Raw genomic sequence first — 21,657 nt, forward strand, 5'->3', positions numbered from 1 at the left:
TGCTTACTATTCCCTCGGCGACTACGCCAAAGCGATTGAGTACGCTCAGCAGTATTTGGCGATCGCCCGAGAAATTAAAGACCGCCAAAGCGAGGGGGCCGCTTTGGGAAGTCTGGGAAATGCTTACTATTCCCTCGGCGACTACGCCAAAGCGATTGAGTACGCTCAGCAGTATTTGGCGATCGCCCGAGAAATTAAAGACCGCCCAAGCGAGGGGAAAGCTGTGGGAAGTCTGGGAAATGCTTACTATTCCCTCGGCGACTACGCCAAAGCGATTGAGTACGAACAGCAGTGGTTGGCGATCGCCCGAGAAATAAAAGGCCGCCAAAGCGAGGGGAAAGCTTTGGGAAATCTGGGAAATGCTTACTATACCCTCGGCGACTACGCCAAAGCGATAGAGTACACTCAGCAGTCGTTGGCGATCGCCCGGGAAATTAAAGACCGCCAAAGCGAGGGGAGAGCTTTGAGAAGTCTGGGAATTGCTTACTCTGAACTCGGCGACTACGCCAAAGCGATTGAGTACGAACAGCAGTCGTTGGCGATCGCCCGGGAAATTAAAGACCGCCCAAGCGAGGGGATAGCTTTAGGAAATCTGGGACTTGCTCTTTACAAATCGGGCAATCTCCCAGCAGCCGAGACAACGCTACTTGATAGTATTAAAGTTTCAGAATCTCTCCGTGCTGGATTAGACGATGCCAATAAAGTGTCAATCTTTGAAACCCAAACTAACCCCTACGTCATTTTACAAAAAGTCTTCATTGCTCAGAAAAAAACTAATGAGGCTTTAGAAATTGCCGAACGGGGTAGAGCCAGAGCTTTTGTGGAGTTATTGGCATCTCGCCAAGCCCCATCTGCATCTGCCCAAACTACTATCAACCCCCCCAATATCCAGCAAATTCAACAAATTGCTAAAGAGCAAAACGCTACCCTTGTCGAGTATTCAACTATTTGGAATGAAGCCCTTTATATTTGGGTCATCAAGCCGACTGGTGAAATTACCTTTCGCTCCGTTGACCTCAAATCTCTTAACGTCAATCTACGCGAAGCCACCGAACAGACAAGAGTATCTGCTGCTTTGGGGACGAGAGGATTAAATGAGCAACATACCGCCTTAGCTGAGGTGATTCGCGGCACTCGCGATGCTCTGGGTGTATCGGCGGGGGACATTGCCAATAAACAAACAGCTAATCCCCCTGCTTCTACCCCTGCTAATTCTCGCATAATCTACCCCAAATTACAGCAAAGTTATCAACTACTGATTCAACCCATTGCCGATCTTTTACCTACTGACCCGAATGCTCCTATCATCTTCATTCCCCATCAATCTCTGTTTTTAGTTCCCTTTGTCGCCTTACAAGATCCGACAGGTCAATATCTGATTGAAAAACATACCATCCTCACCGCTCCCGCCATTCAAATTTTGCAGTTTACCCACCAATCACGGCAAAAAGTCCGACAACTTTCTCTCCAGAATAACTTAGTTGTAGGCAATCCAATTATGCCCAAAATTGGCACTCCGCCGCACCAATTAGAGCCCTTACCGGGCAGCGAACGGGAAGCAATTATAATTGCCCAACTTCTGAAGACTAAACCGATTACAGGCTCTCAAGCGACTAAAGCATCGATTGTTCAACAGATGCTAAAAGCCCGGATTATTCATCTGGCAACTCACGGATTACTCAATGAAGTGAAGAGGCGAGATTTACCGGGAGCGATCGCCCTTGCGCCATCAGGAAATGATGATGGATTGCTGACTTCGAGCGAAATCTTGGATTTAAAATTAAATGCTGAATTAGTGGTATTAAGTGCTTGCAATACTGGCAGAGGAAAACTCACAGGTGATGGTGTGCTTGGATTATCTCGTGCTTTAATTAGTGCTGGTGTTTCCACTATTATCGTTTCTCTGTGGTTAGTGCCCGATGAGCCGACAGCGGAATTAATGGCAGAATTCTATCGCCAGTTACAGAAAAACCCGAATAAAGCTCAAGCTTTGCGGCAAGCGATGCTGATGACAATGAAGATGCACCCAACTCCGCAAGATTGGGCAGCATTTACCCTGATTGGCGAAGCAGAATAAGATTTTTTTCGGCGCTTGCTACACTGCTTGAGGGTTGCAGCCAAACAAATCAGACGTTGACGCAAAAACATCTTTGTTAAGTATTAAATGCCGATCGCCATCTCGACTAATTAACCCTTGCTGCTGCAATTTTCCCAGCATTCGAGTTACTGTTACCCGCGTCGTGCAAATCGCATTAGCAATATCTTGATGTGTCAAGCGGATATTCAAACGAGTTCCCTCAACCACAGGCTGACCGAATTCCTGTTGCAATAATAGCAGTAGCTGATACAAACGGTCATCTACTCGTCGCTGTCCGGCGATCGCTAAAATTGCTTCCATTTGCCGCAGCCGCCGTACCATTTGAGGCAGCAACTCGTGAGCCAATTGAGGAGAAGCTTCGATTTCCACCATAGAATACCACATCAAATAAATATCTGATGTCGCCGTAGCTCGGTAAGTCTGCAAGTTTGTCAACCACAAACCGAAGCACATCGAAGGCCCAACCCAGCCCAAAAGTCCTTCTTCCCCGTTTGGATAAAGCGTACTCAGTTGTGCTAAACCTTGACAGACTCGCCAAAGGCCATGCGACATCATAGGAATGGTTTCGCCCTTGGCATAAAAATGCAAGTTTCGGCTCGCTCCTGTGTTATGCTGGATTTCCGCTAAAAGTGCTTTGGATGTTGGTGGCATATCGCTTATTTCCAGCTAAAAAACATTTGTCTGAGACCTACGCCTCTGACTCTAACCGGCAAAGGTAAAGGTTTGGTAATCGTCTGGTTAGCGGCAAGATAAGCTTTAGTCATTAGTTGTTATTCATTGGTCATTGGTCATTAGTTATTAGTTATTAGTCATTAGTTTAGGACTTAGGCATCGGTAGCCAGAAATCGGGTTTTTTAGATTAAATACACGGGATTAAAAGCCTCTAGATCGGTTAAAAAAACCGGTTTATATCTTCCGAGTGCGTTCAGGAATATAGTTATTAGTGGTTATTTGTTAATTGTTATAAATAGACTGAGAACAAGCTGGCGTGGTAACAATAAATGCACTCGTTATTCTGGGCTTTTCAAATAAATATTGATATCGAATAATCCATCAGACTATTTGTTAATAAATCCTCAGTTAATCAAGGTTTTATAGAAAACAAAGGCGAGTTTGGAAGTTCGATCGCACTCCCAGGCCCGCCGAGTCAACTGCTGCTCTCTGCTGCCACAACCTTCAAGAACTTATAAAATAGTTCAAGAAAGTATCAAAAGACAAAAGCAAGGTTTTTCATGGCCGATCAATTAATTCGCGCTACAGCCGCAGAGGGCGGAATTCGCGCTGTAGGCGTCATTTCCACCCGCCTCACCGAAGAAGCAAGACAGCGGCACAAGCTCTCCTATGTGGCTACAGCCGCCCTCGGCCGCACAATGTCGGCGGGGCTGTTACTCGCCTCCAGCATGAAGCGGCCCGAATCGAGAGTCAACATTCGCATCAAAGGAGATGGGCCGCTGGGCGGGCTTCTGGTGGATGCGGGACTTGATGGAACGGTTCGAGGTTATGTGGATAATCCCGAAGTCGAATTGCCACCCAATGCTAAAGGCAAACTCGATGTCGGCGGGGCAATAGGTGACGGTTATTTGTACGTGGTGCGGGACGTTGGATACGGCTTCCCTTATTCCAGTACGGTAGAATTGGTTTCCGGCGAAATTGGCGACGATCTAACTCACTATTTGGCAACCTCGGAGCAAACGCCTTCGGCTCTGGTTTTGGGGGTGTTTGTAGGGGCGGGCGGGGTAGAAGCGTCTGGGGGTGTGCTGTTGCAGGTTCTGCCCAAGGCGGCAACCGACGAAAAATTGGTGCAAACTTTAGAATCTAGAGTTGCTCAATTGTCCGGCTTTACGCCGCTGCTGCGATCGGGCAAAACGCTGCACCAGATTCTCGAAGAGTTACTGGGAGATATGGGCCTGGAAATTTTCCCGGAAACTCAGATGGTGCGCTTTGACTGTGGGTGTTCGTTCGATCGAGTTTTGGGAGCTTTGAAAATGTTGGGCGAAGCGGAACTCCAAGACATGATTGAAAAAGATGGCGGGGCTGAGGCTACGTGCCATTTCTGCAACGAGGTTTACAAAGCTAACAGCGATCAGCTTACGGAACTAATCGGCGATTTGCGCTCAAACTCCGGTTCTTGAGACGATAATGTGTAATTGGCTCTATTGAGTGCGAGTTAGGGATGACGGCCTTGACCAATTGCCAATTACGCATTATCAATTACCTAATCACAAAATTTTGATTTTGGCGGTTTGGCGATCGGCTCTTGCAGTCTAGGGCAGACGGGAGTATGTAAAAGTGATGAATACATTTTATAGAGCAGTTGATAGCAGCGCTCGCAGTTTTTAAATAACTTACGCTAGCTGGTTGCTGTTTGTGGTGAGGATATGAGTCAAGATCGCAAAATACCAGGCCGTTGGTCTGCATCAGAATCCTTGGAGTCAACAAAGGATACTTCGTCGCTGGTGCGCTTACCAGCAAGGAAAAACCGGGCTGAACGACTTAAAGAGCTCCGAGAGTTGGTTACTTCGGGAAAACTGCCGGGAGGGCATCTGGAACTACCGCCGAATTTGTCTGGGGAAAACTCGCAGCCGCCGGGGGAACACAATCCGTTTTGGCGGAACTGGTCGAACAAGTGGCAGTTTTGGCTGGCGCTGAGTTTGATGGTATCGGTGGGTATGGGGTTTGTGGCAATTGCGTCTTTACTCAACCTGACCTCGCAGTCCAATTGCTCAAAGATTTTTTGGCCAACGGCTTCTGCTAACGATCGCTTTTTTTGTGCTCAAGAAGCAGCAAGCAAGCGGACGGCGGATGATTTGCTCAGGGCGATCGAATTAGTGAATGCTTTGCCACAAAACCATCCGCTGCGGCCGAGAATTAACACTCAAATCGATCGGTGGTCGGAGGATATTATTAGGCTGGGAAATGCTAGTTTCCAAGAAGGAAAGCTGGATGAGGCGATTGCGCTCGCTCGTAAGGTTCCTAAAAACGTTCCCGCTTACCCGAAGATGGAAAAGCAGATTGAAAAGTGGCAGTCGATATGGAGCGATGCAGAGAAAATTTACCGCACGGCGGAAGACCACTTGCGTCAGGAAGAGTGGCCGCTGGCTTTCAGCCAAGCTACTCTGCTTTTGGATTTGGGAAATACTTTCTGGGAATCGGCTAAGTACGAGGAATTGACTAAGCTAATTCAGACGACTCGGGCTGAGGGCAATAAGTTGCTAAAAGCCCGGAATACAGCCTCCGAGGGAGGTCTCGAAAATCTGGTGACGGGGATTAAGCTGGCTGAGGGAATTGGTCAAAACAGTTATTTGTATCAAGCTGCCAATAAGGCGATCGCGGAATTTAGCAAGAAAATTCTGGATATCGCCCAAAAACGCTTGCAAGCAGGGGATTGGCAGGAGGCGATGGCGATCGCTAACAAGATTCCAGAGTCGGCAAATTTAAGGGAACAAGTACAGGATTTTAATGAGTTGGCGAATGCTACTTCTCAGGCTTTGACTGGCTCTGTTGAGGGTTTCTCCAAGGCGATCGAGATTGCTCAAAAGTTGAAGTCCGGTCGCCCTTTATACAAACAAGCTCAAGATTTAGTCGGCCGCTGGCAGCAAGAAATGGCTGATGTGAAAGTTTTGGATTTGGCAAGCAGGCTGGCGGCGCCGGGTGGGGTAAATGATTTGAGGGCTGCCATCGCGCAATTGCAAACAGTCCCGGAATCAAATCCCCGCGCTTCGGAAGCTCGCCGTCAAATTAGCACCTTGAGCCGTCAAATCGAGCTGATGGAAGACAGTCCCTATTTGCAAAAAGCGAACGATTTAGCGAGTACGGGCGATCCGAATGCTCTGGAAGCCGCCGTTGCTCAAGCTTCTCGGATCGGTAGAGGTAGGGCGCTTTACGTGGAAGCTCAAGCCAAAATTCAAGCTTGGATCGAGAGGAGACAGCGGCTTGTTGACCAGCCGTTTTTGGATAGAGCTCAGCAGCTAGCGGCGAGCGGCAATTTGGCGGGGGCAATTGAGATGGCGCGCCGGATTCGATCGGGACGGGTGCTTTATGAGGAAGCTCGATCGAACATTCGGACTTGGGAGGCTCAATTTCAGGGCGAGCAAGGTTTGCAGAACGCCCGTCAGACGGCCCGAGCCGGGACTGCTGACGCTTTGCAAACGGCTATTGCGCTGGCAAGTCAGGTTCCGGAGTCGAGTTCGCTGCGGTGGCAGGCGAGTGAGGCGATTGATGAGTGGAGCCAGCGGATTTTGGCGCTGGGTGTGGAAGAGTCGTCGTCGGATCTGGCTGGGGCGATCGCGACTTTGAAGAAAATTCCGTCGGGGACTCGGGCTTTTGAGCAAGCTCGATCGCAAATCAAAGTTTGGGAGGAGTCGCTGAATCCTCCTGAGTCTGAATCTCCCCCTCCTGAACCGCCGGAAATTGAGCCTCCGACCAGCTCTGGCAATCGTTAGGTTAACTGGTTTGCCCGACATTGGGCGGAGGTTTAAAGTCGGAGAATGATGGTTGATTTGAGTTAAAACTCAAATCAACCATCATTCTCAATCAACTTCTAGGGGTGGGTTTACAAATCATACTCACATTGCCAACAAATTAAATAAAGCCACCCCCACCACGCGATAAAACTCAGAGAATCTCTATTTAACGAACCCCGAAGACGCGAAGAGCGCGAAGGAAGAAGAGGAAGACAAAGAGTTCACAATTGATACGAGGCTTGCTATAGCAGTTTTCTATTAGGTGAGGTACATCTTAGCAATTACCTTTTTCCCAATGCTCAATTACCAATTACCTGTAATTTTAGATCAATTAAACATCCGCCGGATTCAGGTGCATCATTGCCCAAGTGGTGTAAGTGCCGATCGGACTCCAAAGTATGTAAGGTAGCAATAACAGGGCGGCCGGCTCCGAAACTTGCAAGACACTTAAAGCTAGCATTACGCTTAAAATAGCGCCAGTTCCGCCGATTATTGTGCCGACTTTTAGGCTCCTAATTTTGCACATAACCGAGGTGTAAGACATGGTTACTATTTCTAAAAGCAGGTACAAACCCATTCTCAGCCAAGTCTCCTGAGTTCCTGGTTCTTTTTCCCAAACAATCACTGCTGACCAAGCTGCACAAATAAAAATTACTGTCCAAATTAAGGGAATTGCTTTTTCAATTACTAGCCATCTCGGACGCTGCAATCGGTTGAACCATTGGATGTCGCTGGGCGGGATTATGTTAGTGGCTAGTGCTACTATCAAGGCGACGCCTCCAATTACCATCCAGGATTTAATCATTTTTTTACCTTGGGCGAGGTTGACAGGTTCAATTCAGCAGATATTATCTCGGATTTTGGCGATCGCGCAATCTGTGCCTAGTTATATTAGATTGGACAGAGTTGCGAAACCTAACATCAGTTGACAACTAATTTAGACTTCTGGGAAACCTCAATTTATTTTTTTCTATTCGGTTTCATAATATAAAGAATGTGACTCTTGCTTCCTCCCCTTGACAAGGGAAGGGAGCGAGTCTGCTTTTTAGTAAAATTTACCAGTAAATTGAACAAAAAGTCTCTTAGTCTTTCAAAAAAATCGGCTACTAGCCGAGGCGGTGATGTTGTTCTAATTCTAAACTAGAGTCATCCTCTTTTTTCGGAACCAGAAGCGTATTTTCGCTGCTCGGTTGCAACACGGCTTTAATCACTTGGAGAAAACGGTTAGGCTTTTTGGTTTGACCGTTGAGAGTGCGCCGGTCTTGCACTTTTTTAGAAAGGTGCCTCATCACAGATAAATCGAGTTCATCGATGAAATGGTCTGCTATACGTTCTCCCATTAAATCAATAGCTTCAGCATACTGATCGGTTAGCGTTTCTATGGCATCGTATGCTTCGTCAGCAACTTGACTTGCTACTGTTTTATTTTGGTCGCCCGGTGTCTGGGAATGGCTGCGGCGCCGATCTAAAAGACTTTGGTAATCCGCAATGCTCATTCCCAAATTGTAGAGATGGTGGTGAGCGTGATCCATCAAATCTACTTCACTGGGATAGAAGAAACCACGGGTGCTATTGATGCCGTGCAGTTTTGCCCAACGCCGCAGAGTTGTCTCATCTTGCAGTTGATATCGCTCCAACATTTGAGCTGTGTTCAGCTCTACTTCTGGCGTAACTTTGAAATCGCTCATCGGTAAATCCTCGCTGGTGAGTAAATAAATAAAATTGAAACTTAGAATCTGTGATTGGCGTACAGTCTGAAAATGATGATCAATCCTGTGACGGCATTGAGGTAAGTCTTGCGGGCATTTGCTAACCGTCGATCGTGCGATCGTTGGATCGAGTCAGAGGATTTCAGGGTAGCGTACTTTTGGGCTTTGTCTCGATCGCATCCGGGAGCAAGCACACAGGGTTAATAATATAGCTGATTTATGGTTTCAACAACCGTTAAAAATAGTAAAGTTTGATTGTTGGCCTTGAATTCTTAGTAATGTTGAGCTATAATTTTCTGAATAACCGTGCAATTAGTAATTTTAGTAGTTGCAAACGAGATTCTTAGTATGCCTGTATACGATTATTTGTGTCCCGAAAACAACCAGCAGTTAGAAGTTTGGCACAGCATGAACCTGGAAGTTTCGACTTGGGGCCAACTGTGCGAGTTGGCTAAGCGCGAACCCGGGGAGACTCCCGCAGATGCTCCAGTACGCCGACTGCTGAGCGCTCCGAGGTTGATGAAGCCGACATCGGACACCGATTATAAAAATCAGGGGTTCAGCAAGTACGTGAAGCGGGATGAAGGGGTTTATGAAAATGTCACGGCTAAGGATGGTGAAAGCCGTATTGTCAATCGAGATGGTAAGCCGATTAAAGACTGAGAATCCATAATTATCAAGTTTTTAGTTGAGTGAATTATAGATATTATGTAGGGACACGGCAGCGCAGTGTCCTTTATTTTATCTATAAAAAACAGCTATATTATTCAGATTATATTAGTCCGACGCCGACACCACAAAACGCTCAATTAGACATAATATTATTGACCAAACCAATCTTTCATTTTTTGTTTGGCTTGTTCTTTAGTATCAGCATTAATGTATACTGAAACAGTAGCGAACGCCGCCAGTAACACTCCCAAATCATCTGTAAATCCAACACCGACTAATATATCGGGAATGGCATCAACAGGAGATATAAAATAGGTCAAAGCTCCAACTACAACTCCTTTTGCCCAAGCAGGCACGTTTGGGTTCTGAGCCGTATAGTAGAGAATCAAAGCTTTTTCAACTACTTCTCTTCCTGCGGTTAAAGCAAAGTTTTTAAGTTTAGTCCAAAAACTTTCATCTGAATAGTTGATTTTGGGGATGCTGAGGTTTGTTGTGGCTCCTTTCCGGTAGATTAAATCGAGAGGAATGCCCTTATTTTTAACCTGGGAAACAGCAGAATTGAAGGATGCTGATGCCTGATTTTTATTAGGCGCGCCCTCCCGTATGTGTTTCATGTCTGCGATGAATTCCTGCATGGCTTGGATTTGCAAGTCGGAAACCGCCAGCAGTTTTTTTGCAGATTGGATAGCCTCATTTTCTGCGGGATGCAGCGTCTTATTTGCCCCAGCAATGTTAATTAAAAAATACATGACTCCCAAACGCAGCGGTTCTTCTGACTTGCTGAGTGTTTGCAAACAGTCGCTGAGTGATGGGGGACTGGCTGTGTAGGAGTGGATTTGAGTCTTTGCAGAGTCAGAAAATTTCTCTAAATTTATGGTTTTAAACAACAAATCTAGTTCGTCAATATCAACGGAACCATCGGCGGCTGCGATCGCAAACAAAGAACCATAAAAAGCTAAAAGTTCACTTTCTGAGGAGGTGGCAAAAATATCTCTCTCGGACATGATGGTACTTCGATCGCGACGCTTTGCATTTTACCACAAAACTCAGCGCGCCATGATTTCAGAAACCGGCAATAATTTTAGAGAGCATGACACAATGGAGAATTTTTTATGAAAGTTGCGATCGTCGGCTGTGGCTATGTGGGTACTGCGACAGCCAAACATTTACGCGGCAAATCTGATTATACCGTGACGGCGACAACTACGACGGCGACGCGAGTAGTTGAGTTGGAGGGTGTCGCCCAGCGGGTAGCCGTGATCAAGGGAAATGACAAAGAGGCAATGACGGCTGTATTGCAAGAACAAGATGCTGTTATGCTGTGCGTCGGTGCTCCAAATTCTCAGACTTATCGGGAGAGTTATTTAGATACTGCGACAACTTTAGTAGCTGTTTTACAGCAGATACCGACAGTCAAGCAGGTTATTTATACGGGTACTTATTCTATCTATGGCGATCGCCAAGGTGAATTGGTAAATGAAGATTCACCTGTCGCGCCTGCTAATCCAAACGGTGAAATTCTCGCAGAAACAGAACGGGTTTTATTAGCAGCATCTAGTCCAAATCTTCACGTCTGCATTCTCCGTTTGGGAGGAATTTATGGGCCTGGGCGAGAATTAGTTAAAATCTTTGGAGGCTGGGCTGGGAGCACTCGTCCCGGTAGGGGGGAAGATGCTACTAATTGGGTGCATCGAGATGATATTGTTGGGGGGTTAACCTTTGCTTTGGAAAATCGATTGCAGGGAATTTACAATTTAGTCGGGGATGTGTCGCTATCCAGTGGCGAATTGCTCGATCGCATTTTTGAAGCTAATAATTTGCCTAAAGTTTCTTGGGATGGAAGTCCTAGCGTGCGGCCTTATAATGCGAGGGTGTCGAATCAAAAGATTAAGGCGGCGGGTTATCAGTTTGTTCATCCTGAGATTAGGGAGTTTTAGTTGGGCGATCGCTCTTTTGTTAAACCGCATCTTTTTCACAGGCGGGACGCCCGTGCCACAATGAACGCGGATGGACTAAAGGGCGATATTCACCGCTTTAGATTTTTTCCCTAACCCAAATTCTAAATGATTTCAGTAATGCAATTTCTCCCATTGTTTTAGTCTGCTCAAAAAACCTACTCATTTCTGTTGATGATAAAAAGGGAAAAGCAATACTGAAATTGCATTCAACATAGTCCTCGGAAGCTAACTGATAAAATTTTAAAACTCGCCCGTTATATCTCCAGAGTTCGGGTACGCCAAGTGCCGAGTAAATTCCTGACTTATTAATTGAACTACTGGTAATATCTATTTCAATTGCCAAGTCGGGCGGTGGGGCAGTTTCTAAGTCTAGTTCTTGCCTGCCTCTGACTGCTGGTTCACTTTGAATATAATAACAATTGTCAGGTTCTATACCCTTTTTAGCCTGTTCTTGCTTGAGAGTCATTGAGCCAGCACTTTTGATTTCACTGCCGAGTTCTTCTGCTAAAATGAAAATGAAGCGATCAGACTGAATCTTGGGATTTTCATGTTCGTATAAAGGACTCATAATTTCCAACATCCCGTTATCATAAGCTATGCGATAACCTCGGCGATCGCCTATTTCTTTGAGCAACGTTTCAAAGGTTGACCAGCTAATGTTTTCTAGCAGTGTTCTTTGTTCGGCTAAACTTGAAGTAGTAGCAATCATCTCAAAATCTCCTTGAGCTGAGAAAACTCTAGTTTTATTTTACCACAGGCCCCGATACTATGAAATGGGCGATTTTTTACGGGATAGCTCGGCTTCCCGGTCTTTTTTTTTTACCGCAGATGCAGGCGGATTGACGCGGATGAACGCGGATGAAGAAAGAGCGATCGCACTTCACTTAGGTTGTGTTAAATCTTATTTGATGACACCGCTAATTCTTTCTCTTCTTCCCAAGACAGTGATATTTGAAGTTGTCCTGATACTGTAAATGTGTGAGCTGCCAACAGTGCCGTCTCTAAATTTACACACATCCGGGCGGAATAATTACCTTCTTGTCCGCCGATAACTAGCTTTTCTATTGCATCGGGTTTTGATGGATCTACTAAATTATGGAAGCTAACGTTATCAAAAGTTACGTTAACAATATATTTGCCGGATTCGCCGCCACCAATGCTCATATAACACTCGTCATCTGCACCCAAGGTAACTAAAGTTTTAGTTGTCCCATTTAACTCGCGGATGGCTTGTTCTATTTGACTCCAAGTAGGACTTTCTATTAAGTCACCTTCATCCTGGTTGCCAACCCAATTTTCTGCTGATAGGTTTAACACAAACATTATCGCCTCCTTGTATTTGGGAGTTTAACGGTTATTGTTTTACTTCCATTGGAAGTAATAATTTCTAATTCTTCTATATTTAACTGCCAAGCCATAGAGTTTACTCCACCTCTTAAGCCGCAGGCTGCACAAAGTTCGCGATCGCAAATCAAACGTGCTTTACCTCCTCTAATTCCCGCATCGGCTGCTTGTTGAAAAGCATCGGCTTCAGCGTGGGTTTTGGTGATAGGATTGACATTAAAGGTTATTTGCCGACGATTGGGGTTGCTGCCAGAGTTGATGCCAAAAAAACTTTGACCCGCTATTTCTAGTTTAGCTATGGTTGATTTATCGGTTTCGCTGCCAGCCGATGGTAAACCTAGGCTTTGTCTATATGCACCTAGTTCATCAAACACACTTTGTATTTTTGCCTTTCCTTTGGGTTGACAGCCCAATTTTACCAGATTGTGTTCTGGTTTTGGGATTTGGGATTGCGATCGCTCTCTTCTTCATCCGCGTTCATCAGCGTCTATCCGCCTGCATCTGCGGTTAAAAAAAGGGCGATCGCTTCTCAATTTCTACCCGCGCACCATCACCCACCAAATTATCCCATAATCCCAGCAAAAAAGTCGATCGTCTCTTTCAACGCTTTCACAAACACATCAATCTCCTCGCGAGTATTGTAAAAATACAAACTCGCTCTGGCAGTAGATGAAACGTTCAAATAGCGGTGCAAAGCTTGCGTGCAGTGATGCCCGGAACGAATCGCGACTCCCTCCTGGTCTAACATGGTAGACAAGTCTTGAGGGTGAATTTCTCCTGCTGTAAATGCCGCCAAAGCTGCCCTACCTTCGCCGTTGCTGTCTGGTTGTGGCCCGTAGATTTTAATTTCTGGAATTTGCCACAATTGTTGGAACATATAAGCAGTCAATTCTGCTTCGCAAGCGTGAATCTTATCCATGCCAATCTTACTAAGATAATCGATTGCTGCACCAAGGGCGATCGCCTCGCCGATTGCAGGCGTGCCGGCTTCAAATTTGTGTGGCAAATCGGCATAGGTGGAATAATCGAGAAACACGTCAGCAATCATCTCCCCACCACCGAAAAACGGAGGCATTTCTCTCAGCAAGTCCAGTTTACCGTACAGAAAACCGATGCCAGTCGGAGCGCACATTTTGTGCCCGGAAGCAACCAGCCAATCGCAATCAATTGCTTGCACGTCTACTATCATGTGCGGGACGCTTTGGCAAGCATCTATTAAAACTCTTGCGCCGAAACTGTGGGCAATTTTGCAGATTTCTTTGACTGGACTGATGCAGCCCAAAGTATTAGAAACATGAACGGTTGACACCAATTTAGTTTTATGGGAAATTAGCGTTTTAAACTGTTCCAAATCAAACTCGTTAGTTTCCGTTAACTCGACAAACTTCAGCACAGCACCGGTTCTTTGAGCAATCATTTGCCAGGGAACGAGATTGCTGTGGTGTTCCATCACCGACAGGATAATTTCATCTCCAGCTTGCAGATTGCTCAAACCCCAAGAATAAGCAACCAAATTAATCGCTTCGGTGGCGTTGCGAGTATAGACAATTTCTTGCCGAGACGCCGCATTCACAAACGCGGCAACTTTGTCTCTCGCACCTTCGTAAGCATCAGTGGCTTTGGCGCTGAGAGTGTGAGCGCCGCGGTGCACGTTTGCATTATATTGTCCGTAGTAATCACGCCAAGCGTTGAGTACAGCTAGGGGTTTTTGAGAGGTAGCTGCATTGTCTAAATAAACTAGCGGTTTACCATTTACTTTTTCATTCAAAATTGGGAAGTCGCCACGAACTTTTGAGGCAAGTGTTTTTTCTTGAATAAGTGTCATATTTTTCAGAAGTTAGTATTGTTGTGAAACTCGCTTCTAGGGCGTATTGTTGAACCCGGAGATCCCCCTAAATCCCCTTAATAAGGGGGACTTTAAGAATACTCTTGTTCCCCCCTTATTAAGGGGGGCTAGGGGGGATCTCCGGGTTTGATTGCAAAGGTAAGAAAACACCCCCAGTCTGTTGGTGATTCTTTTATTCTTGAATAGCCACGCAGGTAGAAAGCATTTTGGCCACGCCCATAATCGGTAATTGATTGAGCATTTCCGCCGCAAAAGCATCGATTAGCAAATAGCGACTTCTTTCTAAATCCAAACCGCGACTTTGCAAGTAGAAAAGTTCATCATCTTCTAATTGACTGACAGTTGCACCGTGGGAACATTTAACGTTATCGGCGACAATTTCCAACTGCGGTTTGGTATCTACGCGAGCTCTCGGCGACAGCAACAAATTTCGGCTCAATTGTCCGGCATCTGTCAATTGGGCGGCTTTGCGAACGAAAACTTTGCCGTTAAATACAGCGCGAGCTTTGTTCCCGACAATGCACTTATGTAATTGGCGACTTGTACCGTGAGGGTGATTAAAATCGATTAAACTGTGAGTGTCCGACAACTGTTCCCCAAAGGCTACGCTTAAGCCGTTTAACGTTGTTTCAGTGGCTTCGCCGCGCTGAAATACTTCTAAATTGTGGCGCGATATTTTGCCTCCCAAGCTGATAGCATGACAAGTATAACGGCTATTACGAGATTGCTCGATCGCACTTTTGCCGATATGAACAACCTCCCCACCTTCCCGCTGAAGCCGAACGTGATTCACAGTGGCGTTTTCGCCGACAACAACATCGGTTACAGCATTCGTAAATGCAGCGACATTCCCGATAGTTGCATAATCCTCAACCAGCGTCACATTGCTTCCAGGCTCAGCTATGACTAAGCAGTGCGGCTGGGACATCGTAGGAGATGTACCTGGTGCTGTCAGGAACAGCAAGTGAATCGGAAGGTCGATCGACATATTGGCCGGCACGAACACCACCGCAGAATCCGCCAAACCCGCAGTATTCAGCGCGGTAAACACCTCGGTTTGCTGTCTGTGCTTGCTCAAAACATCCCTGATGCGCGCCTGATGTTTTTCGGGTACATGGGATAGATTACCTGCATAAAAGTCGATCGGCAAATTGGGAAAAACCGACGACTCCACCGTTGACAAATCCGGCGCATAAAAACCGTTGACAAATACCAATCTTAATGGTAAATCATCCCGATTTTTCACTGGCATAATGATATCAGCCAGCTTAATTTTTGACTGATTGATCTGCGGTATATGAAAAGGAATTTGCAACACCGACGACAAATCAGTAAAGCGCCATTCTTCATCCCTCACCGTCGGAAAACTCGAAGAAAGCACGTATTCCGTCGCCGCATCCCGCAAATCCTGCAACCCGTAAGCAGAACTTTCGTTATTAGCTGCGCCCAACTTGCCGCACTGATTAACCAAATCAGTCAAAAACATTTCCCTACTAGCAACTTGCGTATTCATCATCGCGCGCCCACTCCTGCAGCTTCCTCTTCCACAACCCAGTCATAACCGCGCTCTTCCAATTCCAGCGCCAACTCTTTCGGGCCAGTCAAGATAATTCTACCGGCTTCCATGACGTGAATAAAATCAGGAATAATGTAATTCAGCAACCGCTGATAGTGAGTAATTACCAACATCGAATTTTCAGCAGTTGACAACTGATTCACACCGCCGGCGACAATCTTGAGAGCGTCGATATCCAAACCCGAATCAGTTTCGTCTAAAATAGCTAACCTCGGTTCCAACAGCGCCATTTGCAAAATTTCATTCCGCTTTTTCTCGCCGCCGGAAAAACCCTCATTAACGCTGCGGCCTAAAAAAGAATCATTCATCTTGACAATATCCAGCTTTTCCTCGATTAAATCTTGGAAATCAAAAGCATCCAATTCTTCCAAGCCGCGATGTTTGCGGTGAGAATTGTAAGCCACGCGCAAGAAATCCAGATTGCTAACGCCGGGAATTTCTAAAGGATATTGGAAAGCTAGGAATACGCCCGCCAAAGAGCGTTCTTCCGGCGCTAATTCCAGCAAATTTTGGCCCAGAAAAGTAACTTCTCCGCCCGTTACTGTATAAGCAGGATGACCCGCTAATATCTTGGATAAAGTGCTTTTTCCCGAACCGTTCGGACCCATAATCGCGTGAATTTCACCCGATTTAATTTCCAGATTTAAACCCTTAAGGATTTGGGTATCTTCCACATTCGCAGTTAAATCGCGGACGGATAGCACCACTTGACTATTTTCAACAATCATCTATTTTTTTCCTTTTCCTCAATGCACTTTACAGTTTTTTCTTCTCGTTCTTCTCGTTCCTAGGCTCTGGCTATTACTGACCACTTAACGTTAAACCTACCGTCTCTCTTGTTTGTATCGAAGTCTCGATCCCCCCTAACCCCCCTTAATAAGGGGGGGACAAGAGTGTTCTTAAAGTACCCCTTAATAAGGAAGGGGGGACACAAGAAGTCTTCTCAAAGTACCCCTTTTTAAGGGGGATCTAGACTCGAATAAAAGCGACATTTATTATGGCTTGCAGTCTTAAGTTGTCACCGCTGGACTCGGCCTGGAAGGGTTTCTTGCGCGCGAAAATTATCCGACACTTCCTTCTAGCTTCAGACTCAACAGCTTATCAGCTTCCGCCGCAAATTCCATCGGTAACTGATTGAAAACATCTTTACAGAAACCGCTAATCATCATCGAAATAGCATTTTCGGCGGAAATTCCCCGCTGTGCGAAGAAGAACAATTGCTCTTCCCCAATTTTAGAAGTAGAAGCTTCGTGTTCCACTTTAGCAGTGTGGTTCTGCACTTGAATATAAGGGAAAGTATTCGCCTGAGCGTTATCCCCAATCAGCATCGAATCGCACTGAGAGTAATTTCGAGAGCCTTTAGCATTGGGCCCCATTTTCACCAAGCCGCGATAGCTGTTGGATGAATTTCCCGCCGAAATTCCCTTAGAAATAATCGTGCTGCGAGTGTTTTTGCCAACGTGGATCATTTTGGTACCGGTGTCAGCTTGCTGCTTGTTATTTGTCAGCGCTACGGAGTAAAATTCGCCCACCGAGTTGTCGCCGACTAACACGCAACTGGGATATTTCCAAGTAATCGCGGAACCGGTTTCTACTTGTGTCCAAGAAATCTTAGAATTGACTCCTTGACACAAACCCCGTTTCGTCACGAAGTTGTAAATGCCGCCTTTGCCGTTGGCGTCGCCAGCGTACCAGTTTTGCACTGTGGAGTATTTGATATCCGCATTGTCCATTGTTACCAATTCCACGACAGCCGCGTGCAGTTGATTAGTGTCAAACATCGGGGCGGTGCAGCCTTCTAGGTAAGACACAGAACTGTTTTCTTCTGCAACAATTAGGGTGCGCTCGAACTGGCCGGAATCTCCGTTGTTGATGCGGAAATAGGTTGACAATTCCATTGGGCATTTGACGCCTTTGGGAATGTAAACAAAGGAACCGTCGCTGAATACGGCGGAGTTGAGGGCTGCGAAAAAGTTATCGCCGACTGGTACGACGCTGCCGAGATATTTTTCTATTAATTCGGGATAATCTTTGACGGCTTCTGAAATGGAACAGAAAATAACACCATCTTTGGCTAACTTTTCTCTAAATGTTGTGGCAATTGAAACGCTGTCGAAAACGGCATCGACGGCAACATTTCCGAGCCGTTTTTGTTCGGAGAGGGGAATGCCTAGTTTCTCGAAGGTTTCTAGCAGTGTCGGGTCTACTTCGTCCAAACTGTTGAGCTTTTTGGGCTTTTGTTTGGGCGCGGAATAGTAGATAATTTGTTGGTAGTCGATCGCGGGATAGTTGACGTGGGGCCAAGTGGGCTCGGTCATTGTCAGCCACTTCCGGTATGCTTTGAGGCGGAATTGCAGCATGAATTCCGGTTCGTTTTTCTTAGCGGAAATCAGGCGGACTACATCTTCGCTCAAGCCGCGGGGGATGGTGTCTGACTCGATGTCGGTGACGAAACCGTATTTATACGGCTGGTTGACTAAGGTTTTGACTGTGGTAGAACTCATTATTTTGCGTGTTCAGTGTTCTAGATAATGCTCTCTGGATGGCAGACGGGGCAATGCCTGTCTGGGCTTGAGCGAGTTCTGCTGGACTGCTCTGGGAAGTTAAACAACAATTTTGTTGCTTTACTATATTTTAAGCTACATTAACAATAGTGATATTGTCAAAGTCAAATTAATAATTTTTTGTGAAGATGATGGAGACTACTCAGCAGACTTCCACGAAACAAGACATCCTGCAATATTTGCTCAAGGGGGGGCAGGGGACGGCTCTTGAGTTGGCGGAGTCTTTGGATATCAGTCCGCAGGCGATTCGCCGTCACTTGAAGGATTTGGAAGCGGAGGGGCTGATTCAGTATCAGTCGGTTCAGGCTGGGATGGGGCGGCCGCAGCACATTTATGAGCTTACCAGTCAGGGGCGCGATCGATTCCCGAATCGTTATGGTGATTTTGCTGTCTCTTTTCTGGATACGTTGGCGGAAACCGTCGGCCGCGAGCAAGTGATTACTATCTTGCAAAAACAGTGGCAGCGCAAGGCGACGGAGTATCGGCGGCTGGTGGGTGCGGGTTCGCTGCAAGAGAGGGTGACTAAGTTAATGGAACTCCGCAGGGCTGAAGGTTATATGGCTGAGTGTTATCCTGTAGAATCGGTAGAGGTTGGGATCTGCGATCGCACTGGTTTGGGCGATCGATTTGTGTTGATGGAACACAATTGCGCGATTTCTAATGTTGCTGAAACTTTTCCGAGTGTCTGCGGTAATGAGTTGGAAATGTTTGCAGCGGTTTTGCCGGATTGTATTGTGGAGCGAACTCACTGGATTATTGATGGGGAACACCGCTGCGGTTATTTGATTGCCAGAAGGAAGGAAGAAGTTCGGCAACGGATTTTGTAACGGATGTAACGGATGTCACGCATGGAAGTTCGACAACGGATGAGTGTAACGGATGTCACGGATGTCACGGATGTCACGGATTACCGATTACCGATTAGCAATTACTAATTTTTAATATATGGAACCGCTAGCAGATTTTTTAAAGCCGGAAGAGTGCGCCGAAGTTGATATGGCGCTGCTGTCGTCGAAGGAAAAGTTTTCGGCGCGGCTGGCAATTTATGCTTTGAGGGTGCTCAAGCAAATTGCTGGGGAGACTGGGAAGCCGGTGGCTGAGGTGACTAATGGGCAGGTGATGGATTGGATTAAGAATGATGAGAGTATTAAAGGGTCGATCGAACTTGATGCTAGTTTTGAAAACTTTTTTACGAATTTGGTGGTGGCGTCTTTGCGGCCTTTGAGGCAAATTGCGACAGAAGCCGAGCTCCCGATAGAACAATTAACAGTTAAGCAGGTCGTGGCGTGGTTTGTGAAGGACGGGAAGATTCGCAGAGAGCAGGGAACCGAGGCGGCGTTTTTGGATTTGTGAGTTAAAGGTCGAGCGGCCCACCCCCAAACCCGGCCTCAAACCCCTATAATTCCAGCGGTTTCGGGCGATCAAAAAAAACTTTTGACAAAGGGGTTGACAGCCTGGGGAAAACTTGATAAGGTAATTAAGTCGAGCGAAAGAGATGCAGCGCATCAAACTAAACGCAGACACAGGATTAAAAGTTTTCAAAGCTTTCCTGGTGCTTATGATGTAATGGAACCACTCCGATCCATCCCGAACTCGGTTGTTAAACGTTGCTATGGCGAAGATACTCGGCGGGTCACTGCCCGGTAAAATAGCTCAGTGCCAGGTTAATAATAAATTAAAGCTCTTTTCCCGCAACAACGGAAAAGGGCTTTAGTTTTTTGGTGAGTTATTAAGCATCTATACCACAGCAAGTCTTGCGCCCTTTGTAGAAATCTCAATATTCTCTACCAGGAACAGATTTTGGGTCGATCGAACTTGATTCGAGTTTTGAAAACTTTTTTACGAATTTGGTAATTGCGTCTTTGCGGCATGAGAGGCAAATTGCGACAGAAGCTCCGCTATTGGAGGCTGTTTCGGGCGAGCAAAAAAACTTTTGACAAAGGGGTTGACAGACCGGGGAAAACTTGATAAGGTAATTAAGTCGAGCGAAAGAGATGCAGCGCATCAAGCTTAAAATTAAGCTAAACGCAGACACAGGATTAAAAGTTTTCAAAGCTTTCCTGGTGCTTATGATGTAATGGAACCACTCCGATCCATCCCGAACTCGGTTGTTAAACGTTGCTATGGCGAAGATACTCGGCGGGTCACTGCCCGGTAAAATAGCTCAGTGCCAGGTTAATAATAAATTAAAGCTCTTTTCCCGCAACAACGGAAAAGGGCTTTAATTTTTTGGTGAATTATTACTCATCTACACAAAAGCTGGTCTTGGGCCCTTTGTAGAAATCTCAATATTCTGGGTCAGCAGCAGATTTGTGGTCGATCGAACTTGATGCGAGTTTTGAAAACTTTTTTACGAATTTGGTAATTGCGTCTTTGCGGCCGTTGAGGCAAATTGCGACAGAATCTGAAAGCGCGATCGAACAATTAACAGTTAAGCAGGTCGTGGCGTGGTTTGTGAAGGACGGGAAGATTCGCAGAGGACAGGGAACTGATGCGGCGTTTTTGGATTTGTGAGTTAAAGGTCGATCGACTCCACTGGCAAATAATACCTCAAACTCGGCTATTGGGGGCTGTTTCGGGCGATCGAAAAAAAGTTTTGACCAAGGGGTTGACAGACAGGGGAAAACTTGATACAGTAATTAAGTCGAGCGAAAGAGATGCAGCGCATCAAGCTTAGAATTAAGCGGAACGCAGACACAGGATTAAAAGTTTTCAAAGCTTTCCTGGTGCTTATGATGTAATGGAACCACTCCGATCCATCCCGAACTCGGTTGTTAAACGTTGCTATGGCGAAGATACTCGGCGGGTCACTGCCCGGTAAAATAGCTCAGTGCCAGGTTAATAATAAATTAAAGCTCTTTTCCCGCAACAACGGAAAAGGGCTTTAGTTTTTTGGTGAGTTATTAGTCATTCTCTTTATGGCTTAGCGGTTGAAACCGCTGCTAAACAAACGAAGTCCGCCTCCGCGGACTAAAGAATAAAGAGGTTATTAAATCAGGATTTGGTATCATCTCCTGCAAGCATCGCTCATGAACTAGCTCTTGCACAACCATCCGCCTTGGACTAAAGTTAGTTTATGGACTTAGTTTTTTAAGAGCATGGAAACTGTAAATATCCATGTGAATTAGGAGTTTAAAATTTTAATTTATTGGACAAGAAATAGTGAAACCTATTAGATTAACTAATCATGCCCAGGAACAAGCGATTGAAAGAGGTACTAATGAAGCCGAAATTATTGATACCATTATGACAGGTAATCGACAACTTGCTAAAAATGGTAGGTACAAATATCAAGCTACTTTTCAGTATAATAATGATTGGCAGGATAAGTTCTATTCTCTCAAGAAAGTAGTACCTATTGTTGCCGAGACTGATACTGAGTTAGTTGTTATCACAGTGTATACATTTTATTTTTGAGGTAAAAGTT

The 21,657-nt window shown here is 45.8% G+C and carries 21 protein-coding genes and 3 rRNA genes; 12 read left to right on the forward strand and 12 right to left on the reverse strand.

What is annotated here, in order from left to right; genetic code table 11:
* A partial coding sequence (locus Q5691_RS12840; RefSeq protein WP_333345103.1) for a CHAT domain-containing protein occupies window positions 1-2,077 on the forward strand: 2,077 nt, incomplete at its 5' end.
* 18 nt (window positions 2,078-2,095) lie between these two features.
* On the opposite strand, the gene Q5691_RS12845 is transcribed toward Q5691_RS12840, so the two are convergent.
* Window positions 2,096-2,749, reverse strand: coding sequence for a Crp/Fnr family transcriptional regulator (locus tag Q5691_RS12845; protein WP_333215617.1), 654 nt, complete (start codon window positions 2,747-2,749; stop codon window positions 2,096-2,098).
* Between the two features lie 581 nt (window positions 2,750-3,330).
* Here Q5691_RS12845 and hslO point away from each other — a divergent pair.
* Window positions 3,331-4,230: an Hsp33 family molecular chaperone HslO gene (gene hslO / locus Q5691_RS12850; RefSeq protein WP_333345105.1), complete on the forward strand. Its 900-nt coding sequence runs from the start codon at window positions 3,331-3,333 to the stop codon at window positions 4,228-4,230.
* Between the two features lie 246 nt (window positions 4,231-4,476).
* The gene (locus Q5691_RS12855; protein ID WP_333215621.1) at window positions 4,477-6,540 is read left to right on the forward strand and encodes a hypothetical protein; all 2,064 of its coding nucleotides are present in this window, start codon (window positions 4,477-4,479) and stop codon (window positions 6,538-6,540) included.
* Between the two features lie 352 nt (window positions 6,541-6,892).
* Here Q5691_RS12855 and Q5691_RS12860 read toward each other — a convergent pair whose 3' ends face one another.
* The 3 genes from Q5691_RS12860 to Q5691_RS12870 form a co-directional block, all read right to left on the reverse strand.
* Window positions 6,893-7,366: a TspO/MBR family protein gene (locus Q5691_RS12860; RefSeq protein ID WP_333215446.1), complete on the reverse strand. Its 474-nt coding sequence runs from the start codon at window positions 7,364-7,366 to the stop codon at window positions 6,893-6,895.
* A gap of 301 nt (window positions 7,367-7,667) precedes the next feature.
* Window positions 7,668-8,249 carry a hypothetical protein gene (locus tag Q5691_RS12865; protein WP_333084571.1) on the reverse strand — a complete coding sequence of 194 codons (582 nt, stop codon included), beginning with the start codon at window positions 8,247-8,249 and terminating at the stop codon, window positions 7,668-7,670.
* Between the two features lie 41 nt (window positions 8,250-8,290).
* Window positions 8,291-8,464: a hypothetical protein gene (locus Q5691_RS12870; RefSeq protein WP_333345107.1), complete on the reverse strand. Its 174-nt coding sequence runs from the start codon at window positions 8,462-8,464 to the stop codon at window positions 8,291-8,293.
* Window positions 8,465-8,618: 154 nt separating this feature from the next.
* Here Q5691_RS12870 and Q5691_RS12875 point away from each other — a divergent pair, with 154 nt between their 5' ends.
* Entirely contained in the window at window positions 8,619-8,933 is a 315-nt protein-coding gene (locus Q5691_RS12875; RefSeq protein ID WP_333052014.1) for a zinc ribbon domain-containing protein, read from the forward strand.
* 158 nt (window positions 8,934-9,091) lie between these two features.
* On the opposite strand, the gene Q5691_RS12880 is transcribed toward Q5691_RS12875, so the two are convergent.
* Window positions 9,092-9,946, reverse strand: coding sequence for a DUF1232 domain-containing protein (locus Q5691_RS12880; RefSeq protein ID WP_333345109.1), 855 nt, complete (start codon window positions 9,944-9,946; stop codon window positions 9,092-9,094).
* Between the two features lie 108 nt (window positions 9,947-10,054).
* Between Q5691_RS12880 and Q5691_RS12885 the strand changes: the two genes are divergently transcribed.
* Window positions 10,055-10,879, forward strand: a complete 825-nt coding sequence (locus Q5691_RS12885) for an NAD-dependent epimerase/dehydratase family protein (protein WP_333308028.1) — start codon at window positions 10,055-10,057, stop codon at window positions 10,877-10,879.
* 97 nt (window positions 10,880-10,976) lie between these two features.
* Here Q5691_RS12885 and Q5691_RS12890 read toward each other — a convergent pair whose 3' ends face one another.
* The 7 genes from Q5691_RS12890 to sufB form a co-directional block, all read right to left on the reverse strand.
* Window positions 10,977-11,609 carry a Uma2 family endonuclease gene (locus Q5691_RS12890; protein ID WP_333215456.1) on the reverse strand — a complete coding sequence of 211 codons (633 nt, stop codon included), beginning with the start codon at window positions 11,607-11,609 and terminating at the stop codon, window positions 10,977-10,979.
* A 185-nt stretch (window positions 11,610-11,794) separates the two neighbouring features.
* Window positions 11,795-12,223 carry an Imm1 family immunity protein gene (locus tag Q5691_RS12895; protein WP_333215458.1) on the reverse strand — a complete coding sequence of 143 codons (429 nt, stop codon included), beginning with the start codon at window positions 12,221-12,223 and terminating at the stop codon, window positions 11,795-11,797.
* Entirely contained in the window at window positions 12,223-12,618 is a 396-nt protein-coding gene (locus tag Q5691_RS12900) for a deaminase (protein ID WP_333345111.1), read from the reverse strand. The genes Q5691_RS12895 and Q5691_RS12900 overlap by 1 nt, the downstream gene beginning before the upstream one ends.
* A gap of 188 nt (window positions 12,619-12,806) precedes the next feature.
* A complete protein-coding gene (locus Q5691_RS12905) occupies window positions 12,807-14,069 on the reverse strand; it encodes a SufS family cysteine desulfurase (protein ID WP_333215462.1) in 1,263 nt (420 codons plus the stop codon).
* A gap of 193 nt (window positions 14,070-14,262) precedes the next feature.
* Window positions 14,263-15,606: a Fe-S cluster assembly protein SufD gene (gene sufD, locus Q5691_RS12910; protein ID WP_333215465.1), complete on the reverse strand. Its 1,344-nt coding sequence runs from the start codon at window positions 15,604-15,606 to the stop codon at window positions 14,263-14,265.
* Window positions 15,603-16,394, reverse strand: a complete 792-nt coding sequence (gene sufC, locus Q5691_RS12915) for a Fe-S cluster assembly ATPase SufC (protein ID WP_333345113.1) — start codon at window positions 16,392-16,394, stop codon at window positions 15,603-15,605. The genes sufD and sufC overlap by 4 nt, the downstream gene beginning before the upstream one ends.
* 333 nt (window positions 16,395-16,727) lie before the next feature.
* Window positions 16,728-18,170 carry a Fe-S cluster assembly protein SufB gene (gene sufB / locus Q5691_RS12920; RefSeq protein ID WP_333103299.1) on the reverse strand — a complete coding sequence of 481 codons (1,443 nt, stop codon included), beginning with the start codon at window positions 18,168-18,170 and terminating at the stop codon, window positions 16,728-16,730.
* 188 nt (window positions 18,171-18,358) lie between these two features.
* Between sufB and sufR the strand changes: the two genes are divergently transcribed.
* The 7 genes from sufR (at window position 18,359) to Q5691_RS12955 (ending at window position 21,647) form a co-directional block, all read left to right on the forward strand.
* Window positions 18,359-19,057, forward strand: coding sequence for an iron-sulfur cluster biosynthesis transcriptional regulator SufR (gene sufR, locus Q5691_RS12925; RefSeq protein ID WP_333051990.1), 699 nt, complete (start codon window positions 18,359-18,361; stop codon window positions 19,055-19,057).
* A 118-nt stretch (window positions 19,058-19,175) separates the two neighbouring features.
* Window positions 19,176-19,583, forward strand: coding sequence for a hypothetical protein (locus tag Q5691_RS12930; protein ID WP_333308034.1), 408 nt, complete (start codon window positions 19,176-19,178; stop codon window positions 19,581-19,583).
* A gap of 195 nt (window positions 19,584-19,778) precedes the next feature.
* Window positions 19,779-19,895, forward strand: a 5S ribosomal RNA gene (gene rrf, locus Q5691_RS12935).
* Window positions 19,896-20,289: 394 nt separating this feature from the next.
* A 5S ribosomal RNA gene (rrf, locus tag Q5691_RS12940) occupies window positions 20,290-20,406 on the forward strand.
* A gap of 134 nt (window positions 20,407-20,540) precedes the next feature.
* Window positions 20,541-20,744 (forward strand): hypothetical protein, encoded by a 204-nt coding sequence (locus tag Q5691_RS12945; protein WP_333215471.1) that lies wholly within the window; start codon window positions 20,541-20,543, stop codon window positions 20,742-20,744.
* Window positions 20,745-20,952: 208 nt separating this feature from the next.
* A 5S ribosomal RNA gene (gene rrf, locus Q5691_RS12950) occupies window positions 20,953-21,069 on the forward strand.
* A 323-nt stretch (window positions 21,070-21,392) separates the two neighbouring features.
* Entirely contained in the window at window positions 21,393-21,647 is a 255-nt protein-coding gene (locus Q5691_RS12955) for a DUF4258 domain-containing protein (RefSeq protein ID WP_333215475.1), read from the forward strand.
* Window positions 21,648-21,657: the final 10 nt, after the last annotated feature.

This window comes from Microcoleus sp. w1-18aA5, from assembly GCF_036701705.1.
Taxonomy (GTDB): domain Bacteria; phylum Cyanobacteriota; class Cyanobacteriia; order Cyanobacteriales; family Microcoleaceae; genus Microcoleus.